Source organism: Streptomyces sp. NPDC047043, from assembly GCF_040644055.1.
GTDB lineage: Bacteria > Actinomycetota > Actinomycetes > Streptomycetales > Streptomycetaceae > Streptomyces.
In genome coordinates, this window is the sequence record NZ_JBEYVO010000001.1 from 453,162 (window position 1) to 479,135 (window position 25,974).

Consider the following 25,974-nt stretch of genomic DNA (forward strand, 5'->3'; position numbering starts at 1 on the left):
TGGGGTCCGTCCTGTGAGTTGGGACTGCCGGAGGTTCGCCTCGACGGCGACCGTCGCCCGGGGGAGCACTGCCGTCCGCTGCGCTCCCCCGGGCGTTGCCGCTAGGCCAGCTCCTTCAGCAGCCGCTGCGCCAGGACCGCCGCCGAATGGGGGTTCTGGCCGGTGAACAGATTGCGGTCCTCCACCGTGTACGGCTCCCAGATAGGGCCACGGCTGAACTCGACACCGATCTTTTCCTTCAGCTCGTCCTCGAGCAGCCACTGCGCCTTGTCGGCCAGTCCTACGGCCGCCTCCTCCTCGTTGGTGAAGCCCGTGACCCGGTAGCCCTTGAAGGGCGACCGGCCGTGGATGCGAGTGGCCAGCAGAGCGGAGGGGGCGTGGCACACGATGACGAGCGGCTTGCCGGAGGCGAGCGCCGCCGTCAGCAGCCGGCCCGCGTCGGCGTCCACCCACAGGTCCTGCATCGGACCATGGCCGCCGGGCAGGTAGACCGCGTCGTAGTCCTCGACACGGGCGTCCGACAGCTGGATGGGCCGCCGCATCGCCTCCGCGGAACGGATGATGGCCTCCAGCTCGAGGGCTCCCTCCTCGCCGCCCGCCATCGAGGGACGCAGACTCATCATGTCGACGTTCGGTGTCACGCCGCCCGGTGTCGCGACCACGACCTCATGGCCTGCGTCCGTGATCGCCTTGTACGGCCGCGCGAACTCCTCGGCCCAGTAGCCCGTGGCGTACCGCGTGCCGTCCTTCAACGTCAGGTACGTGGCCCCTGAGACCACGAACAGCACCTTTGCCATCTTCGATCACTCCTGCCGTCCAGGGTGCGCGGTCCGCGTCCGCACCGCAGAACCGCCGTCCCGATCACGCTCCCGCACACGGAGGCACGGTCGAACCCGTGAGACACCCTGGTCGGCCCGGGCCCGCGTGCAGCGCCACAAGTTGGCGACCTCGGGGAACCTGACTGAACGGGTCCCCGTTCAGACTCAGTGGAGGAGAACAGCGTGAAGGAGAACTTCGCCGGGAACGAATCATGACGCTCCCGCCGACAACTCCCTGCACCGAGCGGGCGAATGCCGCCGAAACCGCGCCCGCATCATGGAAGCGGCGGCCCGCCTGGTGATCGAGCGGGGAGCCGAGCAGGTGGCCATGGAAGCCGTGGCGCAGGCCGCCGGAGTGGGGAAGGGCACGCTCTTCCGGCGGTTCGGTGACCGCGAGGGCCTGCTACTGGCCCTGCTCAGCGACGCCGAGGCCGAATTCCAGGAGGCCTACTGCGAGGGTCCGCCCCCGCTGGGGCCGGGCGCCCCGGCCGTGGATCGACTCCTGGCCTTCGGCCGCACCTTGCTGGACCCCGCCGCCAACGCCCAGGACGTGGGCGCCGCCCTCGTCCGCCACGTGCTGGCCGAGCGCCGCCAACGCTCGGAGCTGGGCCGCGCCTTCCACAGCCATATGACGGCACTCATGCAGGAGGCAGACGTGGACGGGGACTGCGCATGCCTCGCCTACGCCCTGCTCACCTTCCTGGAGATCGGACTCCGGGACGATCACCTGCTGCAGGAACGCGGCATGACCGCCACACGTCTGCAAACGGCCCGGGAGGATCTCGTACGGCGCATGACCCGCCCTGCTCCCCGACAAGCCGCCGGCTAGTCCCGTACCTCGTCCACGTCCCACTCCCGCGGCAGCACCTCGTCACCGCAGGCGCAGAACCGGTCGCCCTCCCACACGATGTCGAGCCGCCCGCAGGAGCGGAAACGCACCTCACCGGCACCCGCTCCCCGACTCTTCATGCACGCCAACCCACACGCCCGACGATCGCCCGGGGAATGCCTCCGCTAGCTGCCGCTGCCGTCCACGTAGAGACAGAACGGGTGGCCGGCCGGGTCGAGCATCACTGTGACGTTCTCCTGCGGCTGGTGGTCGGCCTCCCGCGCGCCGAGTTCGAGCGCGTGTGCCACGGCCGCCTGCAGATCGACGACTTCGAAGTCGAGGTGCATCGTCATCCGCTGAGCGCCCTCCTGGGCCGGCCAGACCGGAGGGACGTACCCGTCGGCGTACTGGAAGGCGATGTAGGCCACGCCTTCCGGTGGCGCGATGGCCGCCCCGTCCGCGTCCTCCTTGGCGATCTCCCAGCCCAGCAGCTCCGAGTAGAAGCGGGCCAGCGCCCGTGGATCGGGCGCCTCGAGCACGATGCCCCACCAGTCGTGTCTCGACATACGAGGGGTGCCGGGCTCGTGGCTGGGTCGTCCGTCCATGTCCGCGAGTACTCCCGGATGCTTCGCCGCCGCTGCTGTTCGGCGCCTGATCCCCGGAGCCTACTGGCCTGCTGCGCGTCCGGTCGTGACCGGTCCGCTGAGGCACCCCGTCGACCGGCGGGGTGCCTCTTCGCTCGCCCCCCGAATTCACCCGACCAACAGGACCTCATCCCATGATGGTGCGTCGCTTCTCCCTTGCCATCGCCGGTTCGATCACGGCGATCACATTCGTTCTGCTGACCGCCTGCAGCACCCCGGCCCACTCCACGCCCTCGACCGCCGACGCAACCACCGCTCCCGCCGCCGGTTCGGTGAAGACGCAGCCACCGTCCCAGCTGTGCACGGCCCTGACCGTGGACGCCGCCAGGCAGCTCATCGCCGACGCCCGGCCCACGGCGCAGGTCGGCCCCGACAGGGGCGACGCGCCGGACGTGTGCGGTTACGCCGCCGCCGACGGGACGTCAATACTGTCGCTCACCCCGGCCACCCGCACCTACGCCGCCGAACTGTCCGCCACCCACGACCTGAGCGCGCACCCGACCCCGGCCGGGATGCGTGACGTGCGGGTCGACCCGGTCAGCGACCTGGGCCGGCAGGCCTTTCGGGAAACCGCCCATCAGGTGCGGACGCGGCAGCACATCATCTTCGTCGTGTGGAACTCGGGGGCCCGGACCTGGGTGCTGTCCTTCGCGACCACGGCGGACACCTCGACCAAGTCGGCCACCGTGTCGGACGACAGGGTGGTCCGGGTGGCTCGATCCGTCACCGCGAAACTGGCCGCCGGTCGGTGAACCTCGCTAACTCGGCCCGGCGGCGCTGTCCGAGGGCGTTTCGGGCTTCGTGTGGAGGACCTCGCGGGCCTGTTCCGCGGCGCGGGTCATGCTCTCGGTGACGAAGCCGACGAAGCGGGCGATGTTCTCCAGGCGGGTGGCGGCCGGGGTGCCGGAACCGAGGATGCCGACGCCCTGCCGTGCGGTCTCGGCGAGCTGGGCGGTGGCGCGGGCGCTGGCGAGTATCGACTGATACCAGACGTCGTCGTCGACGACGTAGCGCTCGCGGCGCCCTTCGCCCGGTTCCCGGCGGACGAGGTCCAGATTCTCGAGGAACGCGATCGCTTTGGAGACGGACGCCGGGCTGACCTCAAGGCGCTGGACGAGTTCGGACGCGGTGAGGCTGCCCGCGTCGGTGGTGTAGAGGCAGGTCAGCACTCGGGACATCATCTTGGGAAGGCCCTGCTGCATGAACAGGGTGGCCAGCGTCTCCTCGTACTCCCGCACGGCGGCGGCGTCGCGTCCATGAGCCTGCGTGGGTGCCTCCGCCCCGCCCCGGGGCGCGGCCTGCCTGCGCCGGTGGGCGCGGCGTTCGGTGGCGTGGTGGGCCAGGTCGGCGCGGTAGGCGGCGGGGCCGCCGTTGCGCATCACCTCACGCGTGATCGTCGAGGTCGGACGGTCGAGGCGTCTGGCGATCTCCGCGTAGGCAAGGCCGTCGGCCAGCCCCGACGCGATCTGCTGGCGTTCCTGCTGGGTGAGCCTGCCTCCCGGCATTGCGATCTCCTTCGTCTCTCCCTGGTGCCGCCGCCAGCATAGCGTTCACTCTCAAACCATTGCAACGCAACGAGTGGCTGCTGTTGCATTAGTTCTCAAACCATTGCAACGATTTCCTGTCGCTGGCCTGCAATGGCAGTGAATTTCCGCAACGAACTTGTTGCCGTATTCATGAACGCAACGTAGCTTTTCCTTCATCAGAAACAGCGAGTCGAAGGAGAGCACGATGCAGAAGTTCGACACCCCCGCCCCCGTCCTGGCCGTCCTGGACATCCCCGCGGGCCGCATCCGGTTCATCGCCGCCGACCGCGCCGACACCGTCGTCGAGGTCCTGCCCGCCAACGCCGCCAAGAGCCGCGACGTGAAGGCGGCGGAGCAGATCGAGGTCGGCTACGGCGACGGCGTCCTGCGCATCGCCGCCCCCGCCGCGCACAACCGCCTCCTCGGCACCTCCGGATCCGTCGAGGTGACCGTCCAACTGCCCGCCGACTCCCGCATCGACGCCACGGCGGCCGCCGCCGAACTACGCGGCGTCGGACGCCTCGGCGAGATCACCTTCGACGGCGCCCACCGCCACATCAAGATCGACGAGGCGGCGAGCATCCGCCTCACCGCGACCGACGGCGACATCGAGGTCGGCCGCCTGACCGGCCCCGCACAGATCAGCACCGCACGCGGCGACATCCGCATCGCCGAGGCCGTACAAGGCACCGTCGTGCTGCGCACCCAGGACGGCGACATCTCCGTCACCGCCGCCGCCGGCGTCTCGGCCGCCCTGGACGCCGGCACCGACCACGGCCGCGTCAGCAACACCCTCAAGAACGACGGCACCACCGCACTCGACATCCACGCCACCACCTCCCGCGGCGACATCACCGCCCGCAGCCTCTGATCCGCAAGCCCCTGACCCGCAACCCCTGATCCGCTGCTTCTGAAGGAGCCCTTATGACCACCCCGGCCATCGCGGCACACGGGCTGCGCAAGTCCTACGGCGACAAGGTCGTGCTCGACGGCATCGACCTGGCCGTCCCCGAGGGAACGATCTTCTCCCTGCTCGGCCCGAACGGCGCCGGCAAGACCACGGCCGTCAACATCCTCTCCACCCTCATCTCCCCCGACCCCGCCTCGGGCGAGATCCGCGTCGGCGGCCACGACGTGGCCGCCGAGGCGCAGGCGGTCCGCGCCGCGATCGGTGTCACCGGGCAGTTCTCCGCCGTGGACGGCCTGATCACCGGCGAGGAGAACATGCTCCTCATGGCCGACCTGCACCACCTCTCCCGCGCGGAGGGGCGCCGGGTCACCGCCGAACTCCTGGACCGCTTCGACCTGGTGGACGCCGCGCAGAAACCCGCCTCCACCTACTCCGGCGGCATGAAACGCCGCCTCGACATCGCCATGACCCTGGTCGGCAGCCCACGGATCATCTTCCTCGACGAACCCACCACCGGCCTCGACCCCCGCTCCCGGCACAACATGTGGCAGATCATCCGCGAGCTCGTCACCGGCGGCGTCACCGTCTTCCTCACCACCCAGTATCTGGACGAGGCCGACCAACTCGCCGACCGCATCGCGGTGTTGAACAACGGCACCATCGCCGCCGAAGGCAGCGCCGAGGAGCTCAAGCGCCTCATCCCCGGCGGCCACATCCGACTCCGCTTCACCGACCCCGCCGCCTACCGGTCCGCCGCCTCCGCGCTACGCGAGACCACCCGCGACGACGAGGCGCTCACCCTGCACATCCCCAGCGACGGCAGCCAGCGCGAACTGCGCTCCCTCCTCGACTGGCTCGACACGGCCGGCATCGAAGCCGACGAACTGACCGTGCACACCCCCGACCTCGACGACGTGTTCTTCGCCCTGACCGGCCCCGGCAACGTCCCCAACCAGCCCAAGGAGTCTGCCCGATGAGCGCCCTCTCCCTCGCCGTACGCGACTCGAAGACGATGCTGCGGCGCAACCTCCTGCACGCGCGCCGCTACCCGTCCCTCACCCTGAACCTGCTGCTCACCCCGGTGATGCTGTTGCTCCTGTTCGTCTACATCTTCGGCAACGTGATGAGCGCGGGCATCGGCGGCACCGACCGCTCCGACTACATCGCCTACATCGTCCCGGGCATCCTGATGATGACCATCGGCGGCACGGTGATCGGGGCCGCGGTGTCCGTCGCCACCGACATGAACGAGGGCATCATCGCCCGCTTCCGCACCATGGCCATCCACCGCGGCTCCGTACTCATCGGGCACGTCATCGGCAGCGTGCTGCAGTGCGTGATGAGCGTGGTCCTGGTCGGCGCCGTCGCGGTGGCCATCGGCTTCCGCTCCACCGACGCCACCGTCCTGGAATGGCTGGCCGCGTTCGGGCTGCTCGTACTCTTCGCCCTGGCCCTGACCTGGATCGCCGTCGGGATGGGCCTGGCCAGCCCGAACGCCGAAGCCGCCGCCAACAGTGCCCAGCCGCTGATCCTCCTGCCGCTCATCTCCAGCGCCTTCATCCCGGCCGACACGATGCCGGGCTGGTTCCAGCCGATCGCCGAGTACCAGCCGTTCACCCCGGCCATCGAGACCCTGCGCGGCCTGCTGCTCGGCACCGAGATCGGCCACAACGGCTGGCTCGCCATCGCCTGGTGCCTGGGCCTCGCGGTGCTCGGCTACTTCTGGTCGGCCGCGAAGTTCAACAGCGACCCGAAGTAACCGCCATGACCGCGCGGGCCGTCTCCCGCAACTCGTCCCGCCCGAGGGCGGCGTACCCCGACACCACGTCGGCGCACGCCGCCCCACCGGCGTCCACGGCCACCGGTGGGGCCACGCAAGTCACCACGGCACGACGCCACTGTCGTCGAACAGCCGGCCGACGCAGCCGAGTTCACCCCCGGCGCCGGCGAGGGCCTCCTCGGCATCGCCTTCGACGGCATCACACCGCGCTGACGCCCGCCCGGCACTGCCCTCGCTACCGAGGTGTCAGCACACAGAACTCGTTGCCGTCGGGATCGAGCATCTCCACCCGACCGGTCTCGCCCTCGCCGGAGTCGACTCGGGTCGCCCCGAGGGAGACGAGACGGTCGACCTCCGCCTTCTGGTCACCGTCAGTCGGTGGAGCGAGGTCGAAATGCAGCCGGTTCCGCCCCGTCTTCGGTGCGACGGGCGGACCGCCCCACGTGATCTTCGGACCGCCGTGCGGCGAGCGGATCGCGGTCTCCTGGTCCTGATCCCAGACCAGCGGCCACCTCAGCGCTTCGCTCCAGAAGTAGCCGACGTCCTGCGAACCGTCGCAGGCCAGCGCTCCGATGAAGCCGCATTCGGCGAGGAAGTTGTTGCCCGGCTCGATGACGCAGAACTCGTTGCCGTCCGGGTCGGCGAGCACCACGTGGCCCTCCTCCGGGCGCTGACCGACGTCGATGTGCCGTCCGCCGAGTTCCAGCGCGTCGGCCACGGTCTTCTGCTGCCCCTCCAGGGATGTGCTCGTCAGGTCGAAGTGCATCCGGTTCTGGCCGGCCTTCTGCTCCTGGGTCGGCACAAAACGGATACGGAACCCGGTGTCGTCGCTGGGCAGCAGCGTGACGCCGCCGTGCGGATCGTCGGTCATCTCCCATCCCAGGAGCCCGGACCAGAACTGCGCGAGCCGCAGCGGACGGCTCGCTTCGAAGCAGAGCGCAAACAGTTGAGAAGTCATTCCTTGCACATCTCCGATCCGCTGGCCGACTGCTGCCGCCAGGGCCCCATGGCAGCCCTGCGCGCGGAACCCTATGCGCAAGTGCCGCCATCCGCACCCGAGTTATTCGGCGACGGCCCTGCCCTGCTCTCGGCCACCGCCCTGGGATCACCATTCGGATCGTCTGCGGCAGCGGAGTCCTCAGTCCCGTCCGAGGATGAGGCAGGTCGTGGTGGCGTGGGCGATCAGCTTCCCCTGGTCGTCCACGACCTTGCCCTCCGCCGTGGCGGTGCGCCGGCCGGCGTGGATGACGTTGCCCTCCGCGACGAGCGTCTGGCCGCCGGTGTGGGCGGCCCGGATGTAGTTGACCTTCAGTTCGAGGGTCGTGTAGCCGACACCCGCGGGCAGGGTCGTGTGCACCGCGCACCCCATGACGGAGTCCAGCAGAGTGGCCGCGATGCCACCGTGGACGGCGCCGAGGGGGTTGGCGAAGTCGGGGCGGGTGTCGAGCGAGACGACGGTACGGCCGTGCTCCACTTCGTCGAACCGCATGCCGAGCAGCCTGCCGATGGAGGGGATGTCGGCCTCGGTCGCCTTCACGGACTGTATCCAGCGCATCAGTTCCAGGCCGGACAGGGCGGTGAGGTCGGTCGTGGACACGGGAGTGCTCCTTGCTGTGTGGTGCTCGCGGTCCGGGGTCCGGGGTCCGGGTTCAGCCGAGGGGATTGCCGGTATCGCGCAGGGCGGCGAGGGCGGGCGCGTACATGCGGGTCCTGATGGTCGCGAGGGTATCGCCCGCCTTGGCGGCCTGGGCCTGTGCGATCCGAACTGCCGTGGTCCGTACGGCATCTTCGTCCACGGCGTGGTCGACGATCTCGGCGGACAGGGCGTCGTGGCCGCCGTACCGGCGTGCGGTGACCATGGCCTCATGGGCGGTGCGCGGGGTCAGGCGGGACTGGATGAGGGCGGACATGCCAGGCGTGAAGGGGATGTTGATGTCTGCCTCGGGCAGACACCAGAAGCCGCGGTCGGCGCGCATCACCCGAAAGTCGTGAGCCAGGGAGAACATGGCGCCGGCGGCGAAGGTGTGCCCCTGCAGCGCCGCCACGGTGACCACCGGCAGGGACAGCAGCCGGGCGAACAGCCCGTGCACGGAGACGACGTAGTCCTGGTGCTGGTCGGCGTGGGCGAACAGCCAGTCCAGGTCGAGACCGTTGGAGTAGAACTTGCCCGTCGCCGCGGTCACCAGGGCGCGCGGCCCGTCCGCCTTCTCCACCTCGTCCAGCGCGGCGTCGACGGCGGCGATCCAGTCGGGGTGGAAACGGTTCTCGCCGTCTCCGAGGTCGAGGACGAACACGTTGTCCTGGCGGTCGAGTTGGGGCATGGCGGCTCCCTCGGGGTGGGCGGTCACGGGCGGGTGCCGCGACCGGGATCGGGGTCGGGGTCGGGGTCGTGCCGGTCGCGCAGGGCGTGGACCAACAGGTCGTGGATCTCGGCGGCGGCATCGTCCAAGGGTGCGGTGCTGTGTTCGGCCCGGCACATGATCACGGCGCCCTCGACCGCGGCGATGACGAAGGCGGCCAGTCTCCTGCTGCGTGCCTCGGGCAGGCCGTTGCGGAGGAACAGGCCGGCCAGTGCGTCCCGCCAGCGGGCGAAGACCTCGGCGGCGGAGCGGGCCAGATGCGGGGCGTCGTCGTTGGTCTCGACGGCCACCGCCACGATCGGGCAGCCGGCCCGGAAGTCGCTCTCCACGAGCCGGTCCCGCCACAGGTCGAAGAACGCGTCGATCGCCTCGGTCACGTCGTCGGCCCGCGTCGCGGCGTCGATGAGGTCGGCGATGTAGTCGCCGGCCAGCGCCACCGCCTCGTCGATCAACTGGGCGCGCCCGCCCGGGAAGTGGTGGTAGACCGACCCGCGCGGGGCACCGGTGTGCGCGAGGACCCGGTCGACGCTGGTCGCGCCGACGCCGTACTCACCGAGCAGAGCGGCGGCACCGAGGACCATCCGCTCCCGGCTGTCACTCTTGCGCGGACTCACACCGTCACCGCCCTTCCTCGGACACCCCGACACTACCGGTAAGTAACTTATGGTGTATGCCATAGAACATGCAAGAGGGCTTCGACGCCTTTCCTCCACCGAGGGGTGCACTGTTCCGTGATCACGGCGCGCTCAGGGCTTTGGTGAGCAGTCACCCTGGGACCATGCGCAGTCGTCAACCGCAGCCAAATCCGGGCAGGTTGTGTCGACCGACAGCGTGTAGTGTCCGGTTCGTGCTGGCTGAACGACGACACCAACTCATCCTGCAGGCCCTGCGGTCCGGCGGCACCGCCTCCGTGACCGACCTCGCCGAGCAGTTGGATGCCAGTGCGGCGACCATCCGCCGTGACCTCCTCAAACTGGAGGCGGACGGGCGCCTGACCCGGGTGCACGGCGGAGCGGTCATCGAGGAAGAGCCGCCGCCCTTCGACGAGGCTGCCGCGGTTCAGGTGCACGAGAAGGATGCGATCGCCGCCCGGGCGGCCACCATGATCGAGGACGGCCAGTCGGTCATCCTCGACAGCGGCACGACGGTCCACCGGCTGGCCCTTCGACTGCGCGGCCGCCGGCTCACCGTGATCACCAACAACCTCGCGGTCTTCGACGAACTGCGCGATGACGAGAACATCGAGCTGATGCTGCTGGGCGGCATGGTCATCCGCGAGTCACGCATGCTGGACGGCTTCATGGCCGAGGACAACCTCCGCCAGGTCCATGCCGACTGGCTGTTCATGGGTGCGTGCGGCCTCCGGCCCGGGGGTCAGGTCATGGACACCACCGTGGCCGAGGTGCCCGCCCGGCGCGCCATGATCGCCGCCGGCGACAAGGTGGTCCTCCTCGCCGACAGGAGCAAGTTCCCCGGCACCGGCATGGTGAAGATCTGCGATCCCGAGGACTTGGATGTACTCATCACCAACGCCCCCGAAAACAACGCGACTTGTACAGCTCTGCGGGAAGCCGGCGTGAGGGTGATACCAACAGCGCCGGCCACAGCTGACGGCTGACGGCTGACGGCTGACGGCTGACGGCTGACGGCTGACGGCTGACGGCTGACGGCTGACGGCTGACGGCCATGGTCGACGGTGCAGGTCTCCCCCTGCTCTTCCTGGAATTCGACGGGACGCTCCTGCCATACGACGGAGTGCAGCTTCCGTCGACCGCTCAAGGATGGGAGGACTGGCAGGACGTATCGAATCCTCAGCTGGCGAAGATCGGCCTCGGGCGCGGTCCGCGTCTGCTGACGCTGCCCTGCGTGGTCATGTGGGTCACCGCGTGGAAGAACAAGGCCAACGAGGTGCCGGCTCCGCTGCTCGGGCCGCCGGAGCTTCCCGTCGCCGACCTGCCGGACGTGTCGCAGGAGTACGAGGTCGGCGTCTTGAACTGCAAGACCCGAGCCTGCCACTTCGGCGACACCTGGAACTCGGTCGGCGTGCAGAATCCGCCCGCGGCGTGGGCGAACATGAACTACAGCCACATGCGCGATGCCATGTACGACTACGTCCACCACTCGTGCACCCGCGTCTGGGAGCCGTCTCGGGAGCGGGCTCGCGACTCGCTGAAGGCGTTCATCACCGGGCTGAAGAGCTTCGGCGGCCTCACGATGGCCCTGTCCCGGTCTGACTGATCCGGCTGCTGGAGTCACTGCCTACGGTCGACGGGGTTGAGACGATCAGGGTGCTGTGCGAGCGCATCGGCGCCTTGCCCCGCTCGGTCGATGACCTGGTCAAAGCCTGGGCGCGGACAGCGGGATCTCCGAGTCGGAGGTGTCACGGACATGCGGCGAGCTCGACACCGACTCACCGCGTTCAAGGAACGGGGCGGGGCATGGAGTCGAGGTCCTGTTTCCGCACCCGGCCCCAGGGCTGGAGTCGGCCCGCGGGAGGGTTCACACCTAGCTGATCGCGAGATCTGCGTCCGTGAGGGTGCCGTGGGGCGGGTTGATGTCGCTCTCGCCGCCGTTGCCGTCGCAGCGCCGGGCGGGATTGTGGAGCAGATAGGTGCCGGAGGACCAGGTGATCCACATCTCGGCGTCGCCGCCGACCACGAGGTTGCCCGACAGGTCGGCCCCGTCCTGCACGATGGCATGGTCCTCGACGACCACGTTGCCGCTGATCGTGGCCCCGGAGTTGGCCCAGACAAGGCCCTCGATGCGGGCGTTGCCGGTCACCGTGGAGTTGCCGAAGACCGCGGCGCGCGGGCCGGCGTAGACGGAGGCCGCCACGTCGGCGCGCTCGTCCACCCAGCTCCGGCGGCTGAAGTGCCAATGGCCGCCTCCGGTCGCGGCTGGCTCACCCGCTCCCTGCCATGAAGACGCGTCGAAATCGGTCCGGATCGCCGCCGGTCACGACAGCGGGTCGAGGAAGGTCAGCACCGACGCGTCCTCCTCGATCAGCGGGGTGAGAGCCGTGTTGAACGGACCGCCGTAGGGCGCCTTCAGGTGGGCCTGGAAGGCGTCCTCGTCCCGGTACACCTCGAAGATCCAGTAGGCGCGCGGCTCGGCCGTCTTGGTGTAGACGTCGAAGGCGAGGTTGCCCTCTTCCTCGCGCACCTTCTTGGCGTACTCGAGGATCAGCCGGGAGACCTCGTCCTCCGCGCCCTCGCGGGCGGTGAACTCGGCGAGCAGAGTCTTGTTCACGGTGTCGCGTCCTTCGTGGTCGGGACCGGTCCGGGGTCAGTAACGATGGGAGGTCAGGTCCAGCGCACGTCAGGTCCAGCACTCATGAATGTCATCGTTGACTTGTGTCATCGATGACATCACCTGGGCCCGATGATGACCTCGCTCCCACAGCCGCGTCAACGGTTCGGTCGTGATCTCCCGCTGCACCGCTCCCGTACCGGTCATGCGGGATCGGCGGCGAGCTGCTCCAACCGGCTCTGCCACGGTGGGTTGGGACCGGCGACCGAGCAGGTCAGGGCCGCGACCCGGGCGGCGAAGCGGCAGGCCTCCGCCACGTCGTCGAGCCGGAGTTCCGTCAGCCGGCCGCCGAGGAGCCCGCGGGCGCCCAGGTGGTGCAGCAGCCCGGCGGTGAAGGAGTCCCCTGCCCCGACCGTGTCGACGACGGTCGTCGGTACGGCGGGCACTTGGACCCGTTCGCCGTCGAGCGAGGCCAGCGCGCCGTCGGCGCCGCGGGTGATCACGACGAGTCGCGCGCCCGCCGCGTGCCAGATGTCGCATGCCTGCTCGGGCGGGGTGCCCGGCAGCAGAAGTTCCAGGTCGTCCTCACTCAGGCGCAGCACGTCGGCGAGGGCGCACCAGTGGGCCAGCCGGGCACGGTAGACGTCGGGGTGCACGAGCAGCGGCCGGACGTTGGGGTCGATGCTGATGGTCGCGGCGGGCGCGGCCGCCGCCAGGAAGTCCTCCACCACGGCCGCGCCGGGCTGCTGGACCAGGGCGAGGGATCCGGTGTGCACGCAGGCGGTCCCGGACAGGTCCACCCGGGCCAACTCCTCGGCGGTCCACTGCCAGTCGGCCGTGTTCTGCGCGTGGAAGGAGAACGCCGCCTGGCCCCGGGCGTCCAGCTCCGCCACGGCCAGTGTGCTGGGCTCGGCCGCCGCAACGGCGTCCGACAGGTCCACGCCGGACGCCTCGAGGTGGCCGCGGAACAGCCGGCCGAACACGTCGCCGGACAGCCGCGCGAGGAAGCGGGCGGGGGTGCCGAGGCGGGCCAGGGAAACCGCCGTGTTCGCAGGTCCGCCGCCCGGCAGCACCCGCAGGGCGAGTTCGTTCGTGGTGCTCGCGGGTTCGGTGAAGGCGTCGGCGACGCACTCCCCCAGGACGGTGATCTGGCGCAGGCTCATGAGCTGCTCTTCTCTGACGGACGTACGGACGCGGCGGGCACGTCGTGGCGCGGTTGCCGGACAGCCGGGGTGGGCGGCGGCGCCGGTGTTTGCCGATTTGTGACGAGCGCAAGGCATTGACGTTTCCCGGAGCCGGAGTCCATCATCCTCGCCATGCGGTGTCAACGATGACATAAGTCAACGATGACACCGGGCGGCATGCAGTGATCCCCAGCCCCGTGCCGCTCGCCATCCCACAGGAGTCGAAGATGCCTCGCACCACTCGTCTGTCCTCCCCTCTGCTCAGAGTCGCCGCGGTCATGGGCGTCGCGGCCCTCACGCTGACGGCCTGCGGGTCCGGCTCCAAGTCGGGTTCCACCAGCGCCGGTTCGGGCAGCATCAAGGTCGGTCTGATCACCAAGACCGACACCAACCCGTTCTTCGTGAAGATGAAGGAGGGCGCGGAGAAGGCCGCCAAGGCGGACGGCGCCCAACTGGTCAGCGCCGCGGGCAAGTTCGACGGTGACAACGCCGGTCAGGTCACCGCGATCGAGAACATGGTCGCCTCCGGTGTGAAGGGCATCCTGATCACCCCGAGCGACTCCAAGGCCATCGTGCCCGCGATCCAGAAGGCCCGCGCCAAGGGCGTTCTGGTCATCGCCCTGGACACCCCGACCGAGCCGCAGAGCGCGGTCGACGCCCTCTTCGCCACCAACAACCTCAACGCGGGCAAGCTGATCGGCGCATACGCCAAGGCCGCCATGAAGGGCAAGACCGCGAAGATCGCCACCCTCGACCTCGCGCCGGGCGTCTCCGTGGGCGTGCAGCGGCACAACGGCTTCCTTCAGGGCTTCGGCGCCACGGACAAGGACGTCGCCTGCGCCCAGGACACCGGCGGCGACCAGGCCAAGGGCCAGACGGCGATGGAGAACTGTCTGCAGAAGGCCCCCGACATCAACCTCGTCTACACGATCAACGAGCCGGCCGCGCTGGGTGCGTACACCGCGCTCAAGGCCAAGGGCCGGGAGAAGGACGTGCTGATCGTCTCGGTCGACGGCGGCTGCACCGGCACCCAGGCGGTCAAGGACGGCAAGATCGCCGCCACGTCGCAGCAGTACCCGCTGAAGATGGCCGCCGAGGGCGTCAAGGCCGTGGTGACGTACGCCAAGAACGGCAAGAAGGTGTCCGGTTACACCGACACCGGCGTCAACCTGATCACCGACAAGGCGCAGGCCGGTGTCACGTCCAAGGACACCGCGTTCGGCCTGCAGAACTGCTGGGGCTGAGCGGCCCGGCAGCACCGTACGACTCCGTCTCTCCCCTTCAGCGGGGCGGCCGGCCCCTCCTCCCCGACCAGGGGCGGCCGCCCCCTCGTCTCCTTGTCCTCCGACGCCTGCGGCAAGGACGGACACAGACATCTGTCTTCCGACAAGGACTTCGCATGACAGCCACGACCACGCCCCCGAGCAAGTCCTCGCCGTACGCCGAGCTCAAGGTGCCGACCGCGGCCCGCAGACTGCTCACGGCACCGACCACCGGCCCGCTGGTCGCCCTCCTCCTGGCCTGCGTCTTCTTCTCCATCTCGACCGACCAGTTCCTCACGGGCGGCAACTTCTCGCTGATCGTGCAGCAGGTCATGGTCGTCGGCACGCTCGCCATCGGCCAGACCCTGATCATCCTCACGGCGGGCATCGACCTGTCGTGCGGTGCCGTGATGGCCTTCGGCAGCATCATGATCGCCAAGATGGCCGCCAACGGCACCCTGCCCCCGCTCGTCGCCATCGCTCTGGGCATCGCCGTGTGCGCCGGATTCGGCCTGCTCAACGGGCTGTTGGTGCAGAAGATCCCGCTGCCGCCGTTCATCGTCACCCTCGGCATGCTCAACGTGGCGTTCGCGCTGACCCACATCTACTCCGAGGAGCAGACGGTCACCGGCCTGCCCGGCCCGCTGACGGCCCTCGGCCAGACCTTCCCGCTCGGCCACACCGACATCACCTACGGCTCCCTGGTCACCATCGCCCTGTTCCTCCTCCTGGCGTACGCGCTGAGCAACACCAGCTGGGGCCGGCACGTCTACGCCCTGGGCAACAGCCAGGAAGCGGCCCGCCTGAACGGCATCCGCACCTCCCGCCTGACCATCGGCATCTACACCGTGGCGGGCCTGCTCTACGGCATCGCCGCCCTGCTGCTCATCTCCCGCACCGGAGTGGGCGATCCGCAGGCCGGCCAGACCGACAACCTCGACAGCATCACGGCCGTGGTGCTCGGCGGCACCAGCCTCTTCGGCGGACGCGGTTCGGTCCTGGGCACCTTCATCGGCGTCCTGATCGTCGGTGTCTTCCGCAACGGCCTGCAGCTGATGGGCGTCGCGTCCATCTACCAGACCCTGATCACCGGCGTGCTGGTGATCCTCGCGGTGACCGTCGACCAGATCTCCCGGAAGAAGGCCCGATGACCGCCACCTCCTCCCCCACGCCCGTGCTGCAGGCCCGCGGTCTGGTCAAGCGCTACGGCCATGTCACCGCGATCGACGGCGCCGACTTCGACCTGCTGCCCGGTGAGGTGCTCGCCGTCATCGGCGACAACGGTGCCGGCAAGACCAGCCTGATCAAGGCGCTGACCGGAGCGGTGGTCCCGGACGCGGGCGAGATACGGCTCAACGGGAAGCCCATCACCTTCTCCGGTCCGCAGAGCGCCCGCGCCCACGGCATCGAGACGGTCTATCAGGACCTCGCCGTGGCCGCGTCCATGGACATCGCCTCGAACATGTTCCTGGGACGCGAACTGCGCCGCCCCGGTGTCCTCGGCAGTGTCTTCCGCATGCTGGACAAGAAGCGCATGCGCCAGGAGGCCGCCGAGCACATGGCCGACCTGAAGATCGGCCTGCGCTCACTCACGCAGTCGGTCGAGACGCTCTCCGGCGGTCAGCGGCAGGCCGTCGCGGTCGCCCGGTCCGTCGCCTGGGCCAGCAGCGTCGTCGTCATGGACGAGCCCACCGCCGCCCTCGGCGTGAAGGAGTCCGGGCAGGTTCTGGACCTGATCCGCCGCGTCCGCGACAAGGGCATGCCGGTGGTTCTGATCAGCCACAACATGCCGCACGTCTTCGAGATCGCCGACCGGATCCACGTCCACCGGCTGGGCAAGCGTGCTGCCGTGATCAAGCCGTCCGACTACTCCATGGCGGAGGTCGTCGCCATCATGACCGGCGCGCTCACCGTCGATGCGGCCGGAGGTACTGTCGTAGCGGATTCCGAGGCCGCGAAGGCCGCGGGAGTTCAGGCCAACTGAATCACTCACAGGTTCCGGCCGAGGCCGCGGTCGGAACCGACGAGCACAGGAGACTGTTTCCTCCATGGCAGCGAACCGCCGCCCGACGCTGGCAGACGTCGCCCGAGAAGTGGGCGTCAGCGCCAAGACCGTCTCCCGCGTCCTCAACGAGGACGGACCCGCCTCCGCCGAGACCAGGGAGCAGGTTCTCGCCGCCGTCGCCAAACTCGGCTTCCAGCCGAACCTGATGGCGCGCAACATCCGCGTGGGCGGACCGGACACCACCGTCGGACTGGTCATCCCCGACCTGGCCAACCCCTTCTTCGGGGCCGTGGCCCGGAGCATCGAGGACACCGTCCGCGACCGCGGACTGACCCTGCTGATGGGCTCCTCCGCGGACGATCCCGACCGCGAGCGCGCGCTGACGGACAAGTTCCTCGCGCGCCGCGTCAGCATCCTGATGGTCGCGCCGTCCGTCGGCGCCGACCACTCCCACCTCAAGGCCCACCGCACCAGGGGCCTGCCCGTCGTCTTCATCGACCGTCCGGGCGCGGGACTGTCCACGGACAGCGTCGTCAGCTCCAACCGCGCCGGCTCCCACGAGGGCGTCGCCCACCTGATCACCCACGGGCACCGGCGCATCGGCTTCATCGGGGATCTGCCGGCCAAGCTCTACACGCGTCGCGAACGTCTGGCCGGCTACCGCACCGCCCTGCAGGAATCCGACATCCCCTACGACCGCACACTGGTCGCCAGCGCGCACGACCAGCAGGGGGCCGAGGCCGTGACCTCGGCCCTGCTCGACCTGGCCGATCCGCCCACGGCCCTGTTCGCCGGCAACAACATCATGGCGCTGGGCATAGTCGCCGAACTCGCCCGCAGCAAGCGCAAGGACGTGGCCGTCGTCGCCTTCGACGACGTATCGCTCGCCGAGGCACTCGAACCCGCCCTGACCGTCGTCGCCCAGGACCCCGAGGAAATCGGCAGGGCGGCCGCGACAACCGCCCTCGCCCGCCTGGACGGCGACCGCTCCCGAGCACGCACCGTCACCGTCCCGACCCGGTTGATCGTCCGCGGCTCGGGGGAGATTGCCGCGCCGGTGCTGCAGGAGGCCTGACGCCGGCCGCTACGCCGCGGCCTGCGGGGTGAGCGTCTCGGGGTGGAACCGCTCGACTCGATCACGCTTGACGTACATGTCCCAGTAGTGCTCGGCGAGTTGGTCCGGGTCGACGACCGGGAACTTCGCGCCGGCGGCCGACTCGGCCTCGATCCGGGCCGCGGCCGCCTCGCCCATCTCGCTGCGGGCGATCGCGGCCCCGATGGTCAGCGTGCCGGCGTAGACACCGGTGCCGGCCAGTTCGGCGTTGAGGGAGTACAGGTAGTTGCGGGCGGCGGACATCACCGGTCCCACGCCGCTGAGTTGGGGCAGCGGCTGCGCCGCCGAGTAGCCCTGCGTCAGCAGAAAGGCCCCGTCGCCGCGCTCGGTCCACTCCGGCAGTACGGCCTGGACCACCTCGACGGGGGTGAGCAGCAGCAGCGGCAGCAGGCTCTCCAGGGTGGCCGCGTCCAGTTCGGTGGCCGCGGTGAAGCCCTGGTCGCCGCTGATCGGCCCGTACTCGACGACATCGATACGGCCGAAGCGGTCACGAATCGCGTCGACGAGCGCGGGCACCTCGGCGGGCCGGGAAAGGTCGGCGGAGAAGGCGGCCGCCTCGATCCCCTCACCGGCAAGCTGCTCGGCGAGGGCGTCCAGCCGCTCCTTGCGCCGGGCCACCAGGGCGACCCGGAACCCTTCCCGCCCGAAGCGGCGGGCCACAGACACACCGAGACCGGTACCGGCACCGAAGACGACGATCACTTTGGACATGGGTCTGCTCCTTGGCACGACAGTAAACGTGACCACCAGGTCAACTTACCGTCGACGGTAGCACGTAACTTGACCCCAGGGTCAAGTTAAGCCGAGGAGCGGAGCCTACGAGCGTCACCCGCCGTCCGAGCGCAGGGCCCTGTCGATCTCGCCCAGCGCCCGCGTGAGCCGGGCGTAGTCGTCGGCGGCCAGGGGCTTGACGAAGCACTCCTCCACCACGCGCGCATGCACGGCCGCGGCCCTGACGAACACTTTCCGGCCCTCCTCGGTCGGCTCCACCAGGGCCACCCTGCGGTCCCCCGGGGACGGCACGCGGCGGACCAGCCCGGCCTCCTCCATGCGGTCGACCAGCCGGGTCGTGCCGCTGCTGGTGAGCGTGAGGTCGTCGGCGAGTTGCCGCTGCGAGACCTCCTCGCCGGACTGCCGGCAGAGCCGTATCAGCACCTCCAGCATCGTGTGGCTGATGCCGCACTCCTGCCGCACCTCGCTGTCGATCCGCTGCTCGATGCGAGTGGCGGACCTGATCAGCAGGCCGAAATCGCGCACCAGCGGGCTGTTGGCGGCACGGGTTGCGGCAGCCTCATGACTCCGGGAGCTCCTGGCATTCACGTACGAACCCTACTGCCAGGTCACCTACTGCAAGCTCACCTACTGCTGTCTCAATCACTGAGCAGTCAATTGCTGAGTAGTCAATGAAATCCTATGGTGTGCGGCAGCACCCGCGAGAGAGGGAGAGCACAGTGGATCTGCAGCACTGGCTCGGCCGAGCCACCGACGCCATACAGGACTGGGCCGACACCTTCGGCCCGTACCGCACCCACCCGTCGCTCGACGTCGACGACGACCGCCTCGCGGCGGTCTTCGAGGAGTTCACGGGCAGGCTGAAGGACAACTACCCCTTCTTCCATCCGAGTTACGCGGGCCAGATGCTCAAGCCCCCGCACCCCGCCGCGGTGCTCGGATACCTCACCGCCATGCTGATCAACCCCAACAACCACGCCCTGGACGGCGGCCCCGCCACCGCGGCCATGGAACGCGAGGCCGTCGCACAGCTCGCCGCGATGTTCGGCTACGACACCCACCTCGGCCACCTCACCACCAGCGGCACGATCGCCAACCTGGAAGCCCTGTTCGTGGCCCGCGAACTCCATCCCGGCCGGGGCATCGCCTACAGCGAGGACGCCCACTACACCCACGGCCGCATGTGCCACGTCCTCGGCATGACCGGCCACCCCGTGCGCACCGACAGCCGGGGCCGCATCGACCTCGACGCGCTCGAGGACGTCCTGCGCACCGGTGCGATCGGCACGGTCGTCGTGACCACCGGCACGACCGGACTGGGTGCCGTGGATCCGGTCCACGAGGTGCTGCCCGTCGCCGAGCGCCACGGCGTGCGCGTCCACGTCGACGCCGCGTACGGCGGCTTCTTCACCCTGCTCGCCGGCGCGGAGGGACCCGAGGGGCTGCCGCCCGAGCCCTGGCGGGCCATCGCCCGGTGCGACTCGATCGTGGTCGACCCGCACAAGCACGGCCTGCAGCCCTACGGGTGCGGCGCGGTCCTCTTCCGCGACCCCGAGGTGGGCCGCTTCTACCTGCACGACTCGCCGTACACCTACTTCACCTCGACCGAGCTCCACCTCGGCGAGATCAGCCTGGAGTGCTCCCGTGCGGGGGCGGCCGCCGCGGCCCTGTGGTTCACGTTCCGGCTGCTGCCGCCGACACCGGACGGCCTCGGCCGGGTCCTGGCGGCCGGCCGCCGGGCCGCCGTGAGGTGGGCGGAACTCATCGCCGTATCAGAGCACTTGGAGCTCTACCAACAGCCCGAGCTGGACATCGTCAGCTACTTCCCCACGGTCGAACCGGCCACCCTGTCCGGCATCGACGCCACCTCCGCCCGCATCCTCACCGACGGCATGACCGGCCCGGACCCGGTGTTCCTGAGCACCTTCAGGGCGAGCCGCGAGGCGTTCGCCGTACGGCATCCCAAGGTCGGCACGGACACCGACGGAGCCCGGATCCTGAGGAGCGTACTCATGAAGCCGGAGTCCGAGGACGCCGTCGGGCATCTGCACGCACGGGTGGAGCAGCTCGCCCGGTCTTGACGGGGCTCCCCGGACGCCGTTGCCCGGCCCCGACAGGACGAGGCCGGGCAGGACTTCCAGGGAGCGGGCCGGTTCACTCGGCGGAGTCGGCGTACTCCTCGTCCTTGTCGGTCTCGGCCACCGGCTCCTCCTGGCGGTGCTTACCCGCGGCCTTGCGGCCGGGCAGCACCGCGATGACGCGGGCTCGACGTACACCGACTGCGTGGTCGCACGCGGCCACGACCAGCGACGTGTTCGCCGTGACGACGATCAGCCGGCCGAGGCAGAAAACGGGCAGGACCCACCACCGCCATGGCAGATGCGGGGATCTGCTGGTCGGCAGGAGCAGTGCGGGCACGGCCGCGGCGCTGACGGACAGTTGTTTGCCCAGTGAGAGTGCTACGCCCGCTTGGGGGCCGACCGTCGCGGCCGCAGGAGCGCCGAGGCATGAGAACGGTACAGATCCTCACCGCCGTTGTGCTTGCCCTGGTGGCGGTGGCGTGCGCCGGGCTGTCGATCGCCGCTTGACCTCGCCCACTCGGTACCCCAAGGCCACCCCCTGCGTACTGCGCAACCGGTTTGGCTCACGCAGGCATCGACTGCAGCTCGCGTACCAACTGCGGCGTGAGCAGTTCCCCGCAGCGGTCGGCGAGGACGGCCATTTCGTAGCCGACCAGGCCCACGTCGCAGCCTTCGGCGGCGAGGACGCCGAGGCAGCTTCCGTCGCGGATGCGGCCGACCATGAGGAAGCCGCCCAGCATTTCGATCATGACGAGCTTCATGCCGCGGAAGCCGTGTGCGGTGGCCGCGTTCTGGGCGAGGCTGGTGATGCCGGAGACGACGGCGGCGAGGTGGTCGGCGCGATCCCGGCCGAGGGTGTCCGAGGCGGCCATGAGCAGGCCGTCGGAGGAGACGGCGACGGCGTCGGTGACACCGTCGGCGGTACGGACGAACTCCGAGATGAGCCAGCCGAAACTCTGGACGGCGGTGGTCACGATGACGCTCCTTGAGTGGTCCGGGCCTCACCACGGGCGACACCCGCTCGGAAGCCGTTGAGCAGGGCGGAGACTGCGGGTTTGGCGGGCGGCGGCGGGGTGTTGGGGTCCTCGGCGGGGGCGAGCAGGCGTCCGGGGAGGACCAGGAGTGCCGACAGTCCACCGCCGGCGGTGTCGAAGAGGTGGACCTGGGTGCCCTCGCCGAGACGGTGGGCGAGCCGGCCGACGACGAGGTGGCCGAGGAAGCGGGTGGGCGTGGCAAGGAGGGCCTCCTCGCCGGAGTCGGAGAAGCGGGCGTTGGCGCGTTGCTTGTCGGCCTCGGACATGCCGACGCCGTGGTCGACGACGGCGAAGGAGTAGGTGTCGTCCTCGGCGTCGTACCAGCCGTGCACCTCGACCGGTTCGGTCGGCGGCGAGAAGTTCAGCCCGTTCTCGATGAGTTCGGCGAGGAGGTGGGCGACGTCGGCGACGGCGTGCCCGCGCACCCGTACCGGCTCCACGGTCGCGATCAGGACCCGCCGGTACTGCTCGACCTCGGCGACGGCGGACTGGACGACTTCCAGGGCGCCGGCGGGTGCGACCGTGGGCCGCGGCGGATTCTGCCCGGCCAGGACCAGCAGGCTTTCGGCGTTGCGCCGCATGCGGGTGGCGAGATGGTCGAGCTCGAAGAGTTCGCCGAGGGCGTCCGGGTCGAGTTCCTGCCGTTCCAGGCGGGTGATCAGGCCGAGTTGACGTCGTACGAGGTTCTGGTTGCGGCGGCCGAGGTTGGCGAGGGACTCGGTGGTGTTGCGGCGCAGGCCGGCCTGCTGGGCGGCCAGGTGGACGGCGGTGCGTTCCACCTCGTGCAGGGAGTCCGCGACCGCGGTGATCTCCGCCGCGCCGCCCAGCAGGCGTGGGTCAGGGGCGTCCGGAGCGGACTCCGGCGGGAGGAACTCCGCATCGTCCTGCGGGGATTGCTGGATGCGGGCGACGGTCGCGGGCAGCCGGTGAGTCGCCACGTCGTGGGCCTCCTCGGCGAGCGTGCGGAGCGGGCGGGTGAGGGAGCGGGAGGCGAAGGCGGCCAGGCCGGCGACGAGCACGGCGATGAGTGTTCCCGCGCCGAGATAGGCGAAGAGGCCCAGCTCGGCGTCGTGGCTGAGCCGGTCGGCCCGGTGCCGTACATCGTCGCCGACCGACTGCTGGACGGCGTACAGATCGTCGACGAGTACGGTCATCACGTCCCACCAGGTGCCGGCGTCGGCCCGCACCGCGGAGCCGTCGGCGGCTTCTTCCGCCTGGTTCTCGTAGGCGGTGGCGCGTTGGGCGTCCTCGGTTGCGAAGGCCTTGTTGAGGGCCGCGCGCTGGGGTGCGGTGGCGACCTGCCGGAAGCGGGCGAGGGCGGCGACGCGCTCGGCGCGCACCTCGGTGAAGTCGATGTAGGCGTGGCCGTGAAAGGCGCCTTTCGCGAACACGCCGTTGAGGAGGCCGCGTTCGAGGGCGACGGACTCCGTGGCCGCGGCCAGTTCCCGCAACGCGGCAAGTCCGTCGGAGAGTTGGGGGTCGGCGCCCGCCGCGTTCTCCGCCACCGGGTCCACGGTGTTCAGGGCGCCGATGGCGGTGGTGTAGAAGGTGAGGGTCGTCACCTGGTCGGCGCTGCCCCGGTCGGCGGCGGCACGGACGGCGGCAAGGCGCCGCAGGTCCCGCCGGACGACGCCCTCGACCGCGCTTTCGCTGCGCAGGCCGTGCAGCGCCGTGTCGACGCGCTTGCGGGTGGCGGCGAGCGGTGGGCGGAAGTCCTTCTCGCCGCCCAACAGGCCGTTCGTCAGGCCGCGTTCGCGTTGCAGCTGGTGGACCAGGGCCTGGATGCGCAGGCTGAGGCCGACCTCGGCACGGGTCGTCCGGGCATCGCCGAGGACCTCGGCCCTGCCGTGCACGGCGACACCGGCCACCGCCAGCAGCAGGCAGATGGGAACCGTGATGACCACCGCCACCCGGCCCCGGATGCTGCCCCAGCCGGGCACCGGCCGACGGCCGGCCGTCGTCGCCTCACCGTGCCGGCGCCCCGGCCTGCCCTTGCCGATTGCGCCAAGCCTGCCGAGCAGCGGCCGTAACGGCGTCCACACCCTCATGCCACGACGCTAGTCCGATCGCCGGAGCTGCCGGTTTCCGAGCTGTTAGACCGCGTGTGACATTCAGTTGCGCCGCTCTCACACCGCAGGCCAGGAGGGTGTGACCGCGGATGAGAAAACAGCGGGACGGCGTTCGGGCCCGCCCCCGTCGAGTGTCCGCGGGCCCGAACGCCGGGATCAGATGCGGTCGGCGGCGATCAGGAGGTAGTGGAAGCTGCCCTCCTGGTAGGCGGTGAGGAACGGGTCCTCGATGCCGGTGGCCACCGACGACTTCGCACGCAGTTCCCAGTAGGGGATGGTGTCGGGGGTCAGGTCGACGACCTGGATGGGGACGAGGTTGTTGGCGGCGAGTGCCTTGAAGTACTCGCTGCGGGGGTGGATGTTGCAGGTGTAGTGCTCGTCGATCCGGCTGACGGCCTTGGAGCGCATGCCGGTGACGTCGTTGGAGCAGCCGGTGATGCACACGTACCGGCCGCCGTACTCCAGCAGACGGGAGAACTCGGCGAACAGTTCGAAGAGATCGACGTACATCGTCGTCTCGTTGGTCCAGATCGCGCGCCGGGAGCCGGTGTCCAGGCGGGTGTCGAGCATGTTGCGGAAGTGGAAGCCGACCTTGTCGGCCACGCCCCGCTTGGCCGCCTGCTCGTTCGCGAAGGCGACCTGCTGCTCGGAGATGCTCACGCCGTCGACGTGACAGCCGAAGCGGCCGTTCGCCATGAAGCTGGTGCCGCCGCGGCCGGAGCCGGCGTCCAGGAGGCGGTCGCCGGAGCCGATGTCGCCGAGGTGGTCGAGGAGAACCTCGGCCTGGGCGGTCTCCAGGCGGTGCATCTCCTCGATGATGCGCTGCTCGCGGGTGTCGGCCGGACCCTCGAGGACGGAGGGGTCGTAGTCACCGATGCCGTAGTGGTGGTGGAAGAGGCCGTCGACCTCGCCCAGTCGGATGTTGACCGGGGCCTTCTCTGCGTTCCAGTAGGCGGCCACGGACTTCTGGTAGTCGGTGCGCAGGACGTCGCCCATGGCGAAGCCCTCCATCTGCGTGTCGATACGGGGCATGGGGGGAAGGCCTTCTCACTCGTGCTTACTTGTGGGGGGCGGGGAACTGCCTTGTGCTCAGGCGGCGTTGGCGTCGGCGTCGTGGTAGCGGGCACTGCTCGCGTGCCACTCGCGGCTGCCGCCGACCCAGGCCCAGGTGCCCGCGAAGAACCGGCGCAGCTCGGGGGAGCCGGTCAGACTGAGGGCGGCGGCCTCGGCCTCGAAGGTCTGCATGAGCTCGTTGTGGATGTCGACGGTGCGGTCGACGGCCTCCTCCAGGGAGCAGCCGTCCTCGGCGGCGATCAGCCGGGGCAGACTGAAGTCCGTCGGGTTCTCCTTGCCCATGGAGTACAGGTCGTTGACGATCACGGTCGCCGATCCCGCCAAGGTGAACGCGCGGCGCACCCGGGGGTCGGCGAACTCGCCCTGCGGCACCTCGTAACCGGCGATCGCGTCGACGAGCACCATGCACGGGATGAAGCTGTTCTCGTGCCGGTGCATCAGGAACTCCCAGACGGGCGGCGTCTGTCCGGTGTTCTGCCAGACGCCCTCCTGGTTGTAGGCGACGAACATGATCCCGAGCTCGTGGCGGAGCCGGCGCACCTGTGTGGTGGTGGCGAAGCGGGCGAGGTTGTTCAGCCCCGAACGCAGGGCCCGCATGACCGGGTCGGCCTGGACCACCTCCTCCAACTGCGGTGCGTACGCCCGCGGGAGATGGGCCTGGTCGATCACCGAGTGGGCGATCGCGAGGCGCTGCCCGAGCAGTTCGGGGCGGGCCTCCTCCACCTCGCCGTCCATGTAGTGGTCGTCGACGGACCACTCGGACAGCCCGCACTTGGCCGCCGCCAGCAGTCGGTCGGGGTCGTCCGTCTCGGGGTGGGCGAGCATCATGAGGCGCCCGAAGCCGGCCTTGCGGACCATGTCGAGCTTGCCGGGATAGATCCCGACCTCCTCGGCCCACTGGACCAGCCGCTCGTTGACTGTCTCGCCGAGTGCGGGGTCGTCCCGTACGGCGGGCGGACAGTGCAGTCTGCCGGCCAGGTCCGACCGGGCTGGTTCCCGCCGGGGAGCGGGGGGCAGTGGCCGGGCGGCCGCCGTGCCGAGACCGGCCGGCCCGGTGGGCAGTACGGGAGCCGGTGGCCGTACGACGGCGGGCGCGGCGACCGGGAGCGGGCGCCGGGGAATCCGGGCCGCCGCCGTGCCCAACCCCCTGGGGGCGGAGGGCAGTCGGGGGCCGCGTGACGCCGCGTTCGGGGCGAGCTGCAGCCGCGGCGATGCCGAGGCCTGCGCCGACAGCAGGGCCCGGACCAGACCCGCCACGTCGTGGTTCGCCGCGGGCGCGAAGGCCCGGGAGATCAACGACACG

At 70.0% G+C, this 25,974-nt stretch carries 31 protein-coding genes; 13 read left to right on the forward strand and 18 right to left on the reverse strand.

Going from position 1 to position 25,974, the window contains the following annotated elements; all coding sequences use genetic code 11:
* Positions 1 to 101 precede the first annotated feature (101 nt).
* Positions 102 to 797, reverse strand: coding sequence for a type 1 glutamine amidotransferase domain-containing protein (locus ABZ880_RS02165; RefSeq protein WP_361255334.1), 696 nt, complete (start codon positions 795 to 797; stop codon positions 102 to 104).
* Positions 798 to 1,095: 298 nt separating this feature from the next.
* Between ABZ880_RS02165 and ABZ880_RS02170 the strand changes: the two genes are divergently transcribed.
* Positions 1,096 to 1,647 (forward strand): helix-turn-helix domain-containing protein, encoded by a 552-nt coding sequence (locus ABZ880_RS02170; protein WP_361255338.1) that lies wholly within the window; start codon positions 1,096 to 1,098, stop codon positions 1,645 to 1,647.
* Here ABZ880_RS02170 and ABZ880_RS02175 read toward each other — a convergent pair.
* Together ABZ880_RS02175 and ABZ880_RS02180 are read right to left on the reverse strand one after the other, a co-directional pair.
* Positions 1,644 to 1,787: a hypothetical protein gene (locus ABZ880_RS02175; protein ID WP_361255341.1), complete on the reverse strand. Its 144-nt coding sequence runs from the start codon at positions 1,785 to 1,787 to the stop codon at positions 1,644 to 1,646. The two genes, ABZ880_RS02170 and ABZ880_RS02175, sit on opposite strands and share 4 nt — an antisense overlap.
* Positions 1,788 to 1,832: 45 nt before the next feature.
* Positions 1,833 to 2,252: a VOC family protein gene (locus ABZ880_RS02180; protein ID WP_361255344.1), complete on the reverse strand. Its 420-nt coding sequence runs from the start codon at positions 2,250 to 2,252 to the stop codon at positions 1,833 to 1,835.
* A gap of 173 nt (positions 2,253 to 2,425) precedes the next feature.
* Here ABZ880_RS02180 and ABZ880_RS02185 point away from each other — a divergent pair, with 173 nt between their 5' ends.
* Positions 2,426 to 3,043 carry a hypothetical protein gene (locus ABZ880_RS02185; RefSeq protein ID WP_361255347.1) on the forward strand — a complete coding sequence of 206 codons (618 nt, stop codon included), beginning with the start codon at positions 2,426 to 2,428 and terminating at the stop codon, positions 3,041 to 3,043.
* A 6-nt stretch (positions 3,044 to 3,049) separates the two neighbouring features.
* Here the strand turns inward: ABZ880_RS02185 and ABZ880_RS02190 are convergent, their stop codons facing one another.
* A complete protein-coding gene (locus ABZ880_RS02190) occupies positions 3,050 to 3,796 on the reverse strand; it encodes a helix-turn-helix domain-containing protein (protein WP_361255350.1) in 747 nt (248 codons plus the stop codon).
* Positions 3,797 to 4,022: 226 nt separating this feature from the next.
* Here ABZ880_RS02190 and ABZ880_RS02195 point away from each other — a divergent pair, with 226 nt between their 5' ends.
* The 4 genes from ABZ880_RS02195 (at position 4,023) to ABZ880_RS02210 (ending at position 6,720) form a co-directional block, all read left to right on the forward strand.
* Positions 4,023 to 4,688: a DUF4097 family beta strand repeat-containing protein gene (locus tag ABZ880_RS02195; RefSeq protein WP_361255352.1), complete on the forward strand. Its 666-nt coding sequence runs from the start codon at positions 4,023 to 4,025 to the stop codon at positions 4,686 to 4,688.
* A 53-nt stretch (positions 4,689 to 4,741) separates the two neighbouring features.
* Positions 4,742 to 5,704 (forward strand): ATP-binding cassette domain-containing protein, encoded by a 963-nt coding sequence (locus ABZ880_RS02200; protein WP_361255355.1) that lies wholly within the window; start codon positions 4,742 to 4,744, stop codon positions 5,702 to 5,704.
* A complete protein-coding gene (locus ABZ880_RS02205; RefSeq protein WP_361255358.1) occupies positions 5,701 to 6,486 on the forward strand; it encodes an ABC transporter permease in 786 nt (261 codons plus the stop codon). The genes ABZ880_RS02200 and ABZ880_RS02205 overlap by 4 nt, the downstream gene beginning before the upstream one ends.
* Positions 6,487 to 6,591: 105 nt before the next feature.
* On the forward strand, positions 6,592 to 6,720 hold the full coding sequence (locus ABZ880_RS02210; protein ID WP_361255361.1) for a hypothetical protein: 129 nt from the start codon (positions 6,592 to 6,594) through the stop codon (positions 6,718 to 6,720).
* Positions 6,721 to 6,742: 22 nt separating this feature from the next.
* On the opposite strand, the gene ABZ880_RS02215 is transcribed toward ABZ880_RS02210, so the two are convergent.
* From ABZ880_RS02215 to ABZ880_RS02230, 4 genes are all read right to left on the reverse strand, one after another.
* Positions 6,743 to 7,465, reverse strand: a complete 723-nt coding sequence (locus tag ABZ880_RS02215) for a VOC family protein (protein ID WP_361255364.1) — start codon at positions 7,463 to 7,465, stop codon at positions 6,743 to 6,745.
* A 180-nt stretch (positions 7,466 to 7,645) separates the two neighbouring features.
* On the reverse strand, positions 7,646 to 8,104 hold the full coding sequence (locus ABZ880_RS02220) for a PaaI family thioesterase (protein WP_361255367.1): 459 nt from the start codon (positions 8,102 to 8,104) through the stop codon (positions 7,646 to 7,648).
* A gap of 52 nt (positions 8,105 to 8,156) precedes the next feature.
* Entirely contained in the window at positions 8,157 to 8,828 is a 672-nt protein-coding gene (locus ABZ880_RS02225) for an enoyl-CoA hydratase-related protein (RefSeq protein ID WP_361255370.1), read from the reverse strand.
* Between the two features lie 23 nt (positions 8,829 to 8,851).
* Entirely contained in the window at positions 8,852 to 9,481 is a 630-nt protein-coding gene (locus ABZ880_RS02230; protein ID WP_361255373.1) for a TetR/AcrR family transcriptional regulator, read from the reverse strand.
* 233 nt (positions 9,482 to 9,714) lie between these two features.
* Here ABZ880_RS02230 and ABZ880_RS02235 point away from each other — a divergent pair, with 233 nt between their 5' ends.
* Complete coding sequence (locus ABZ880_RS02235; RefSeq protein ID WP_361255376.1) at positions 9,715 to 10,485, forward strand: DeoR/GlpR family DNA-binding transcription regulator; 771 nt, start codon at positions 9,715 to 9,717, stop codon at positions 10,483 to 10,485.
* 68 nt (positions 10,486 to 10,553) lie between these two features.
* Positions 10,554 to 11,105, forward strand: coding sequence for a hypothetical protein (locus ABZ880_RS02240; protein ID WP_361255379.1), 552 nt, complete (start codon positions 10,554 to 10,556; stop codon positions 11,103 to 11,105).
* 267 nt (positions 11,106 to 11,372) lie between these two features.
* Here ABZ880_RS02240 and ABZ880_RS02245 read toward each other — a convergent pair whose 3' ends face one another.
* From ABZ880_RS02245 to ABZ880_RS02255, 3 genes are all read right to left on the reverse strand, one after another.
* Complete coding sequence (locus ABZ880_RS02245; RefSeq protein WP_361255382.1) at positions 11,373 to 11,720, reverse strand: hypothetical protein; 348 nt, start codon at positions 11,718 to 11,720, stop codon at positions 11,373 to 11,375.
* A gap of 102 nt (positions 11,721 to 11,822) precedes the next feature.
* Entirely contained in the window at positions 11,823 to 12,116 is a 294-nt protein-coding gene (locus ABZ880_RS02250; protein WP_361255385.1) for an antibiotic biosynthesis monooxygenase family protein, read from the reverse strand.
* Positions 12,117 to 12,319: 203 nt separating this feature from the next.
* Complete coding sequence (locus tag ABZ880_RS02255) at positions 12,320 to 13,279, reverse strand: carbohydrate kinase (RefSeq protein ID WP_361255388.1); 960 nt, start codon at positions 13,277 to 13,279, stop codon at positions 12,320 to 12,322.
* A gap of 248 nt (positions 13,280 to 13,527) precedes the next feature.
* On the opposite strand from ABZ880_RS02255, the gene ABZ880_RS02260 reads away from it, so the two are divergent.
* The 4 genes from ABZ880_RS02260 (at position 13,528) to ABZ880_RS02275 (ending at position 17,642) form a co-directional block, all read left to right on the forward strand.
* The gene (locus tag ABZ880_RS02260) at positions 13,528 to 14,544 is read left to right on the forward strand and encodes a sugar ABC transporter substrate-binding protein (RefSeq protein WP_361255392.1); all 1,017 of its coding nucleotides are present in this window, start codon (positions 13,528 to 13,530) and stop codon (positions 14,542 to 14,544) included.
* A gap of 155 nt (positions 14,545 to 14,699) precedes the next feature.
* Complete coding sequence (locus tag ABZ880_RS02265; protein ID WP_361255395.1) at positions 14,700 to 15,713, forward strand: ABC transporter permease; 1,014 nt, start codon at positions 14,700 to 14,702, stop codon at positions 15,711 to 15,713.
* Positions 15,710 to 16,546, forward strand: coding sequence for an ATP-binding cassette domain-containing protein (locus ABZ880_RS02270; protein ID WP_361255398.1), 837 nt, complete (start codon positions 15,710 to 15,712; stop codon positions 16,544 to 16,546). Before ABZ880_RS02265 ends, ABZ880_RS02270 begins: the two co-directional genes overlap by 4 nt.
* A 64-nt stretch (positions 16,547 to 16,610) precedes the next feature.
* Entirely contained in the window at positions 16,611 to 17,642 is a 1,032-nt protein-coding gene (locus ABZ880_RS02275) for a LacI family DNA-binding transcriptional regulator (RefSeq protein ID WP_361255401.1), read from the forward strand.
* Between the two features lie 9 nt (positions 17,643 to 17,651).
* Here the strand turns inward: ABZ880_RS02275 and ABZ880_RS02280 are convergent, their stop codons facing one another.
* Together ABZ880_RS02280 and ABZ880_RS02285 are read right to left on the reverse strand one after the other, a co-directional pair.
* The gene (locus tag ABZ880_RS02280) at positions 17,652 to 18,392 is read right to left on the reverse strand and encodes an SDR family NAD(P)-dependent oxidoreductase (protein WP_361255404.1); all 741 of its coding nucleotides are present in this window, start codon (positions 18,390 to 18,392) and stop codon (positions 17,652 to 17,654) included.
* A 114-nt stretch (positions 18,393 to 18,506) separates the two neighbouring features.
* Entirely contained in the window at positions 18,507 to 19,001 is a 495-nt protein-coding gene (locus ABZ880_RS02285) for a MarR family transcriptional regulator (protein WP_361255407.1), read from the reverse strand.
* A gap of 131 nt (positions 19,002 to 19,132) precedes the next feature.
* On the opposite strand from ABZ880_RS02285, the gene ABZ880_RS02290 reads away from it, so the two are divergent.
* Positions 19,133 to 20,494, forward strand: a complete 1,362-nt coding sequence (locus ABZ880_RS02290; protein WP_361255411.1) for an aminotransferase class I/II-fold pyridoxal phosphate-dependent enzyme — start codon at positions 19,133 to 19,135, stop codon at positions 20,492 to 20,494.
* 73 nt (positions 20,495 to 20,567) lie between these two features.
* Here ABZ880_RS02290 and ABZ880_RS02295 read toward each other — a convergent pair whose 3' ends face one another.
* The 5 genes from ABZ880_RS02295 to ABZ880_RS02315 all read right to left on the reverse strand — a co-directional run bounded on the left by ABZ880_RS02295 (position 20,568) and on the right by ABZ880_RS02315 (position 25,973).
* Positions 20,568 to 20,831: a hypothetical protein gene (locus tag ABZ880_RS02295; protein ID WP_361255904.1), complete on the reverse strand. Its 264-nt coding sequence runs from the start codon at positions 20,829 to 20,831 to the stop codon at positions 20,568 to 20,570.
* A gap of 226 nt (positions 20,832 to 21,057) precedes the next feature.
* Entirely contained in the window at positions 21,058 to 21,468 is a 411-nt protein-coding gene (locus ABZ880_RS02300; RefSeq protein WP_361255414.1) for a roadblock/LC7 domain-containing protein, read from the reverse strand.
* Positions 21,465 to 23,576, reverse strand: coding sequence for a nitrate- and nitrite sensing domain-containing protein (locus ABZ880_RS02305; RefSeq protein WP_361255417.1), 2,112 nt, complete (start codon positions 23,574 to 23,576; stop codon positions 21,465 to 21,467). The genes ABZ880_RS02300 and ABZ880_RS02305 overlap by 4 nt, the downstream gene beginning before the upstream one ends.
* Positions 23,577 to 23,753: 177 nt before the next feature.
* On the reverse strand, positions 23,754 to 24,629 hold the full coding sequence (locus tag ABZ880_RS02310) for a geranyl diphosphate 2-C-methyltransferase (protein WP_361255420.1): 876 nt from the start codon (positions 24,627 to 24,629) through the stop codon (positions 23,754 to 23,756).
* 57 nt (positions 24,630 to 24,686) lie between these two features.
* Positions 24,687 to 25,973, reverse strand: coding sequence for a family 2 encapsulin nanocompartment cargo protein terpene cyclase (locus ABZ880_RS02315; RefSeq protein WP_361255424.1), 1,287 nt, complete (start codon positions 25,971 to 25,973; stop codon positions 24,687 to 24,689).
* Position 25,974 lies beyond the last annotated feature (1 nt).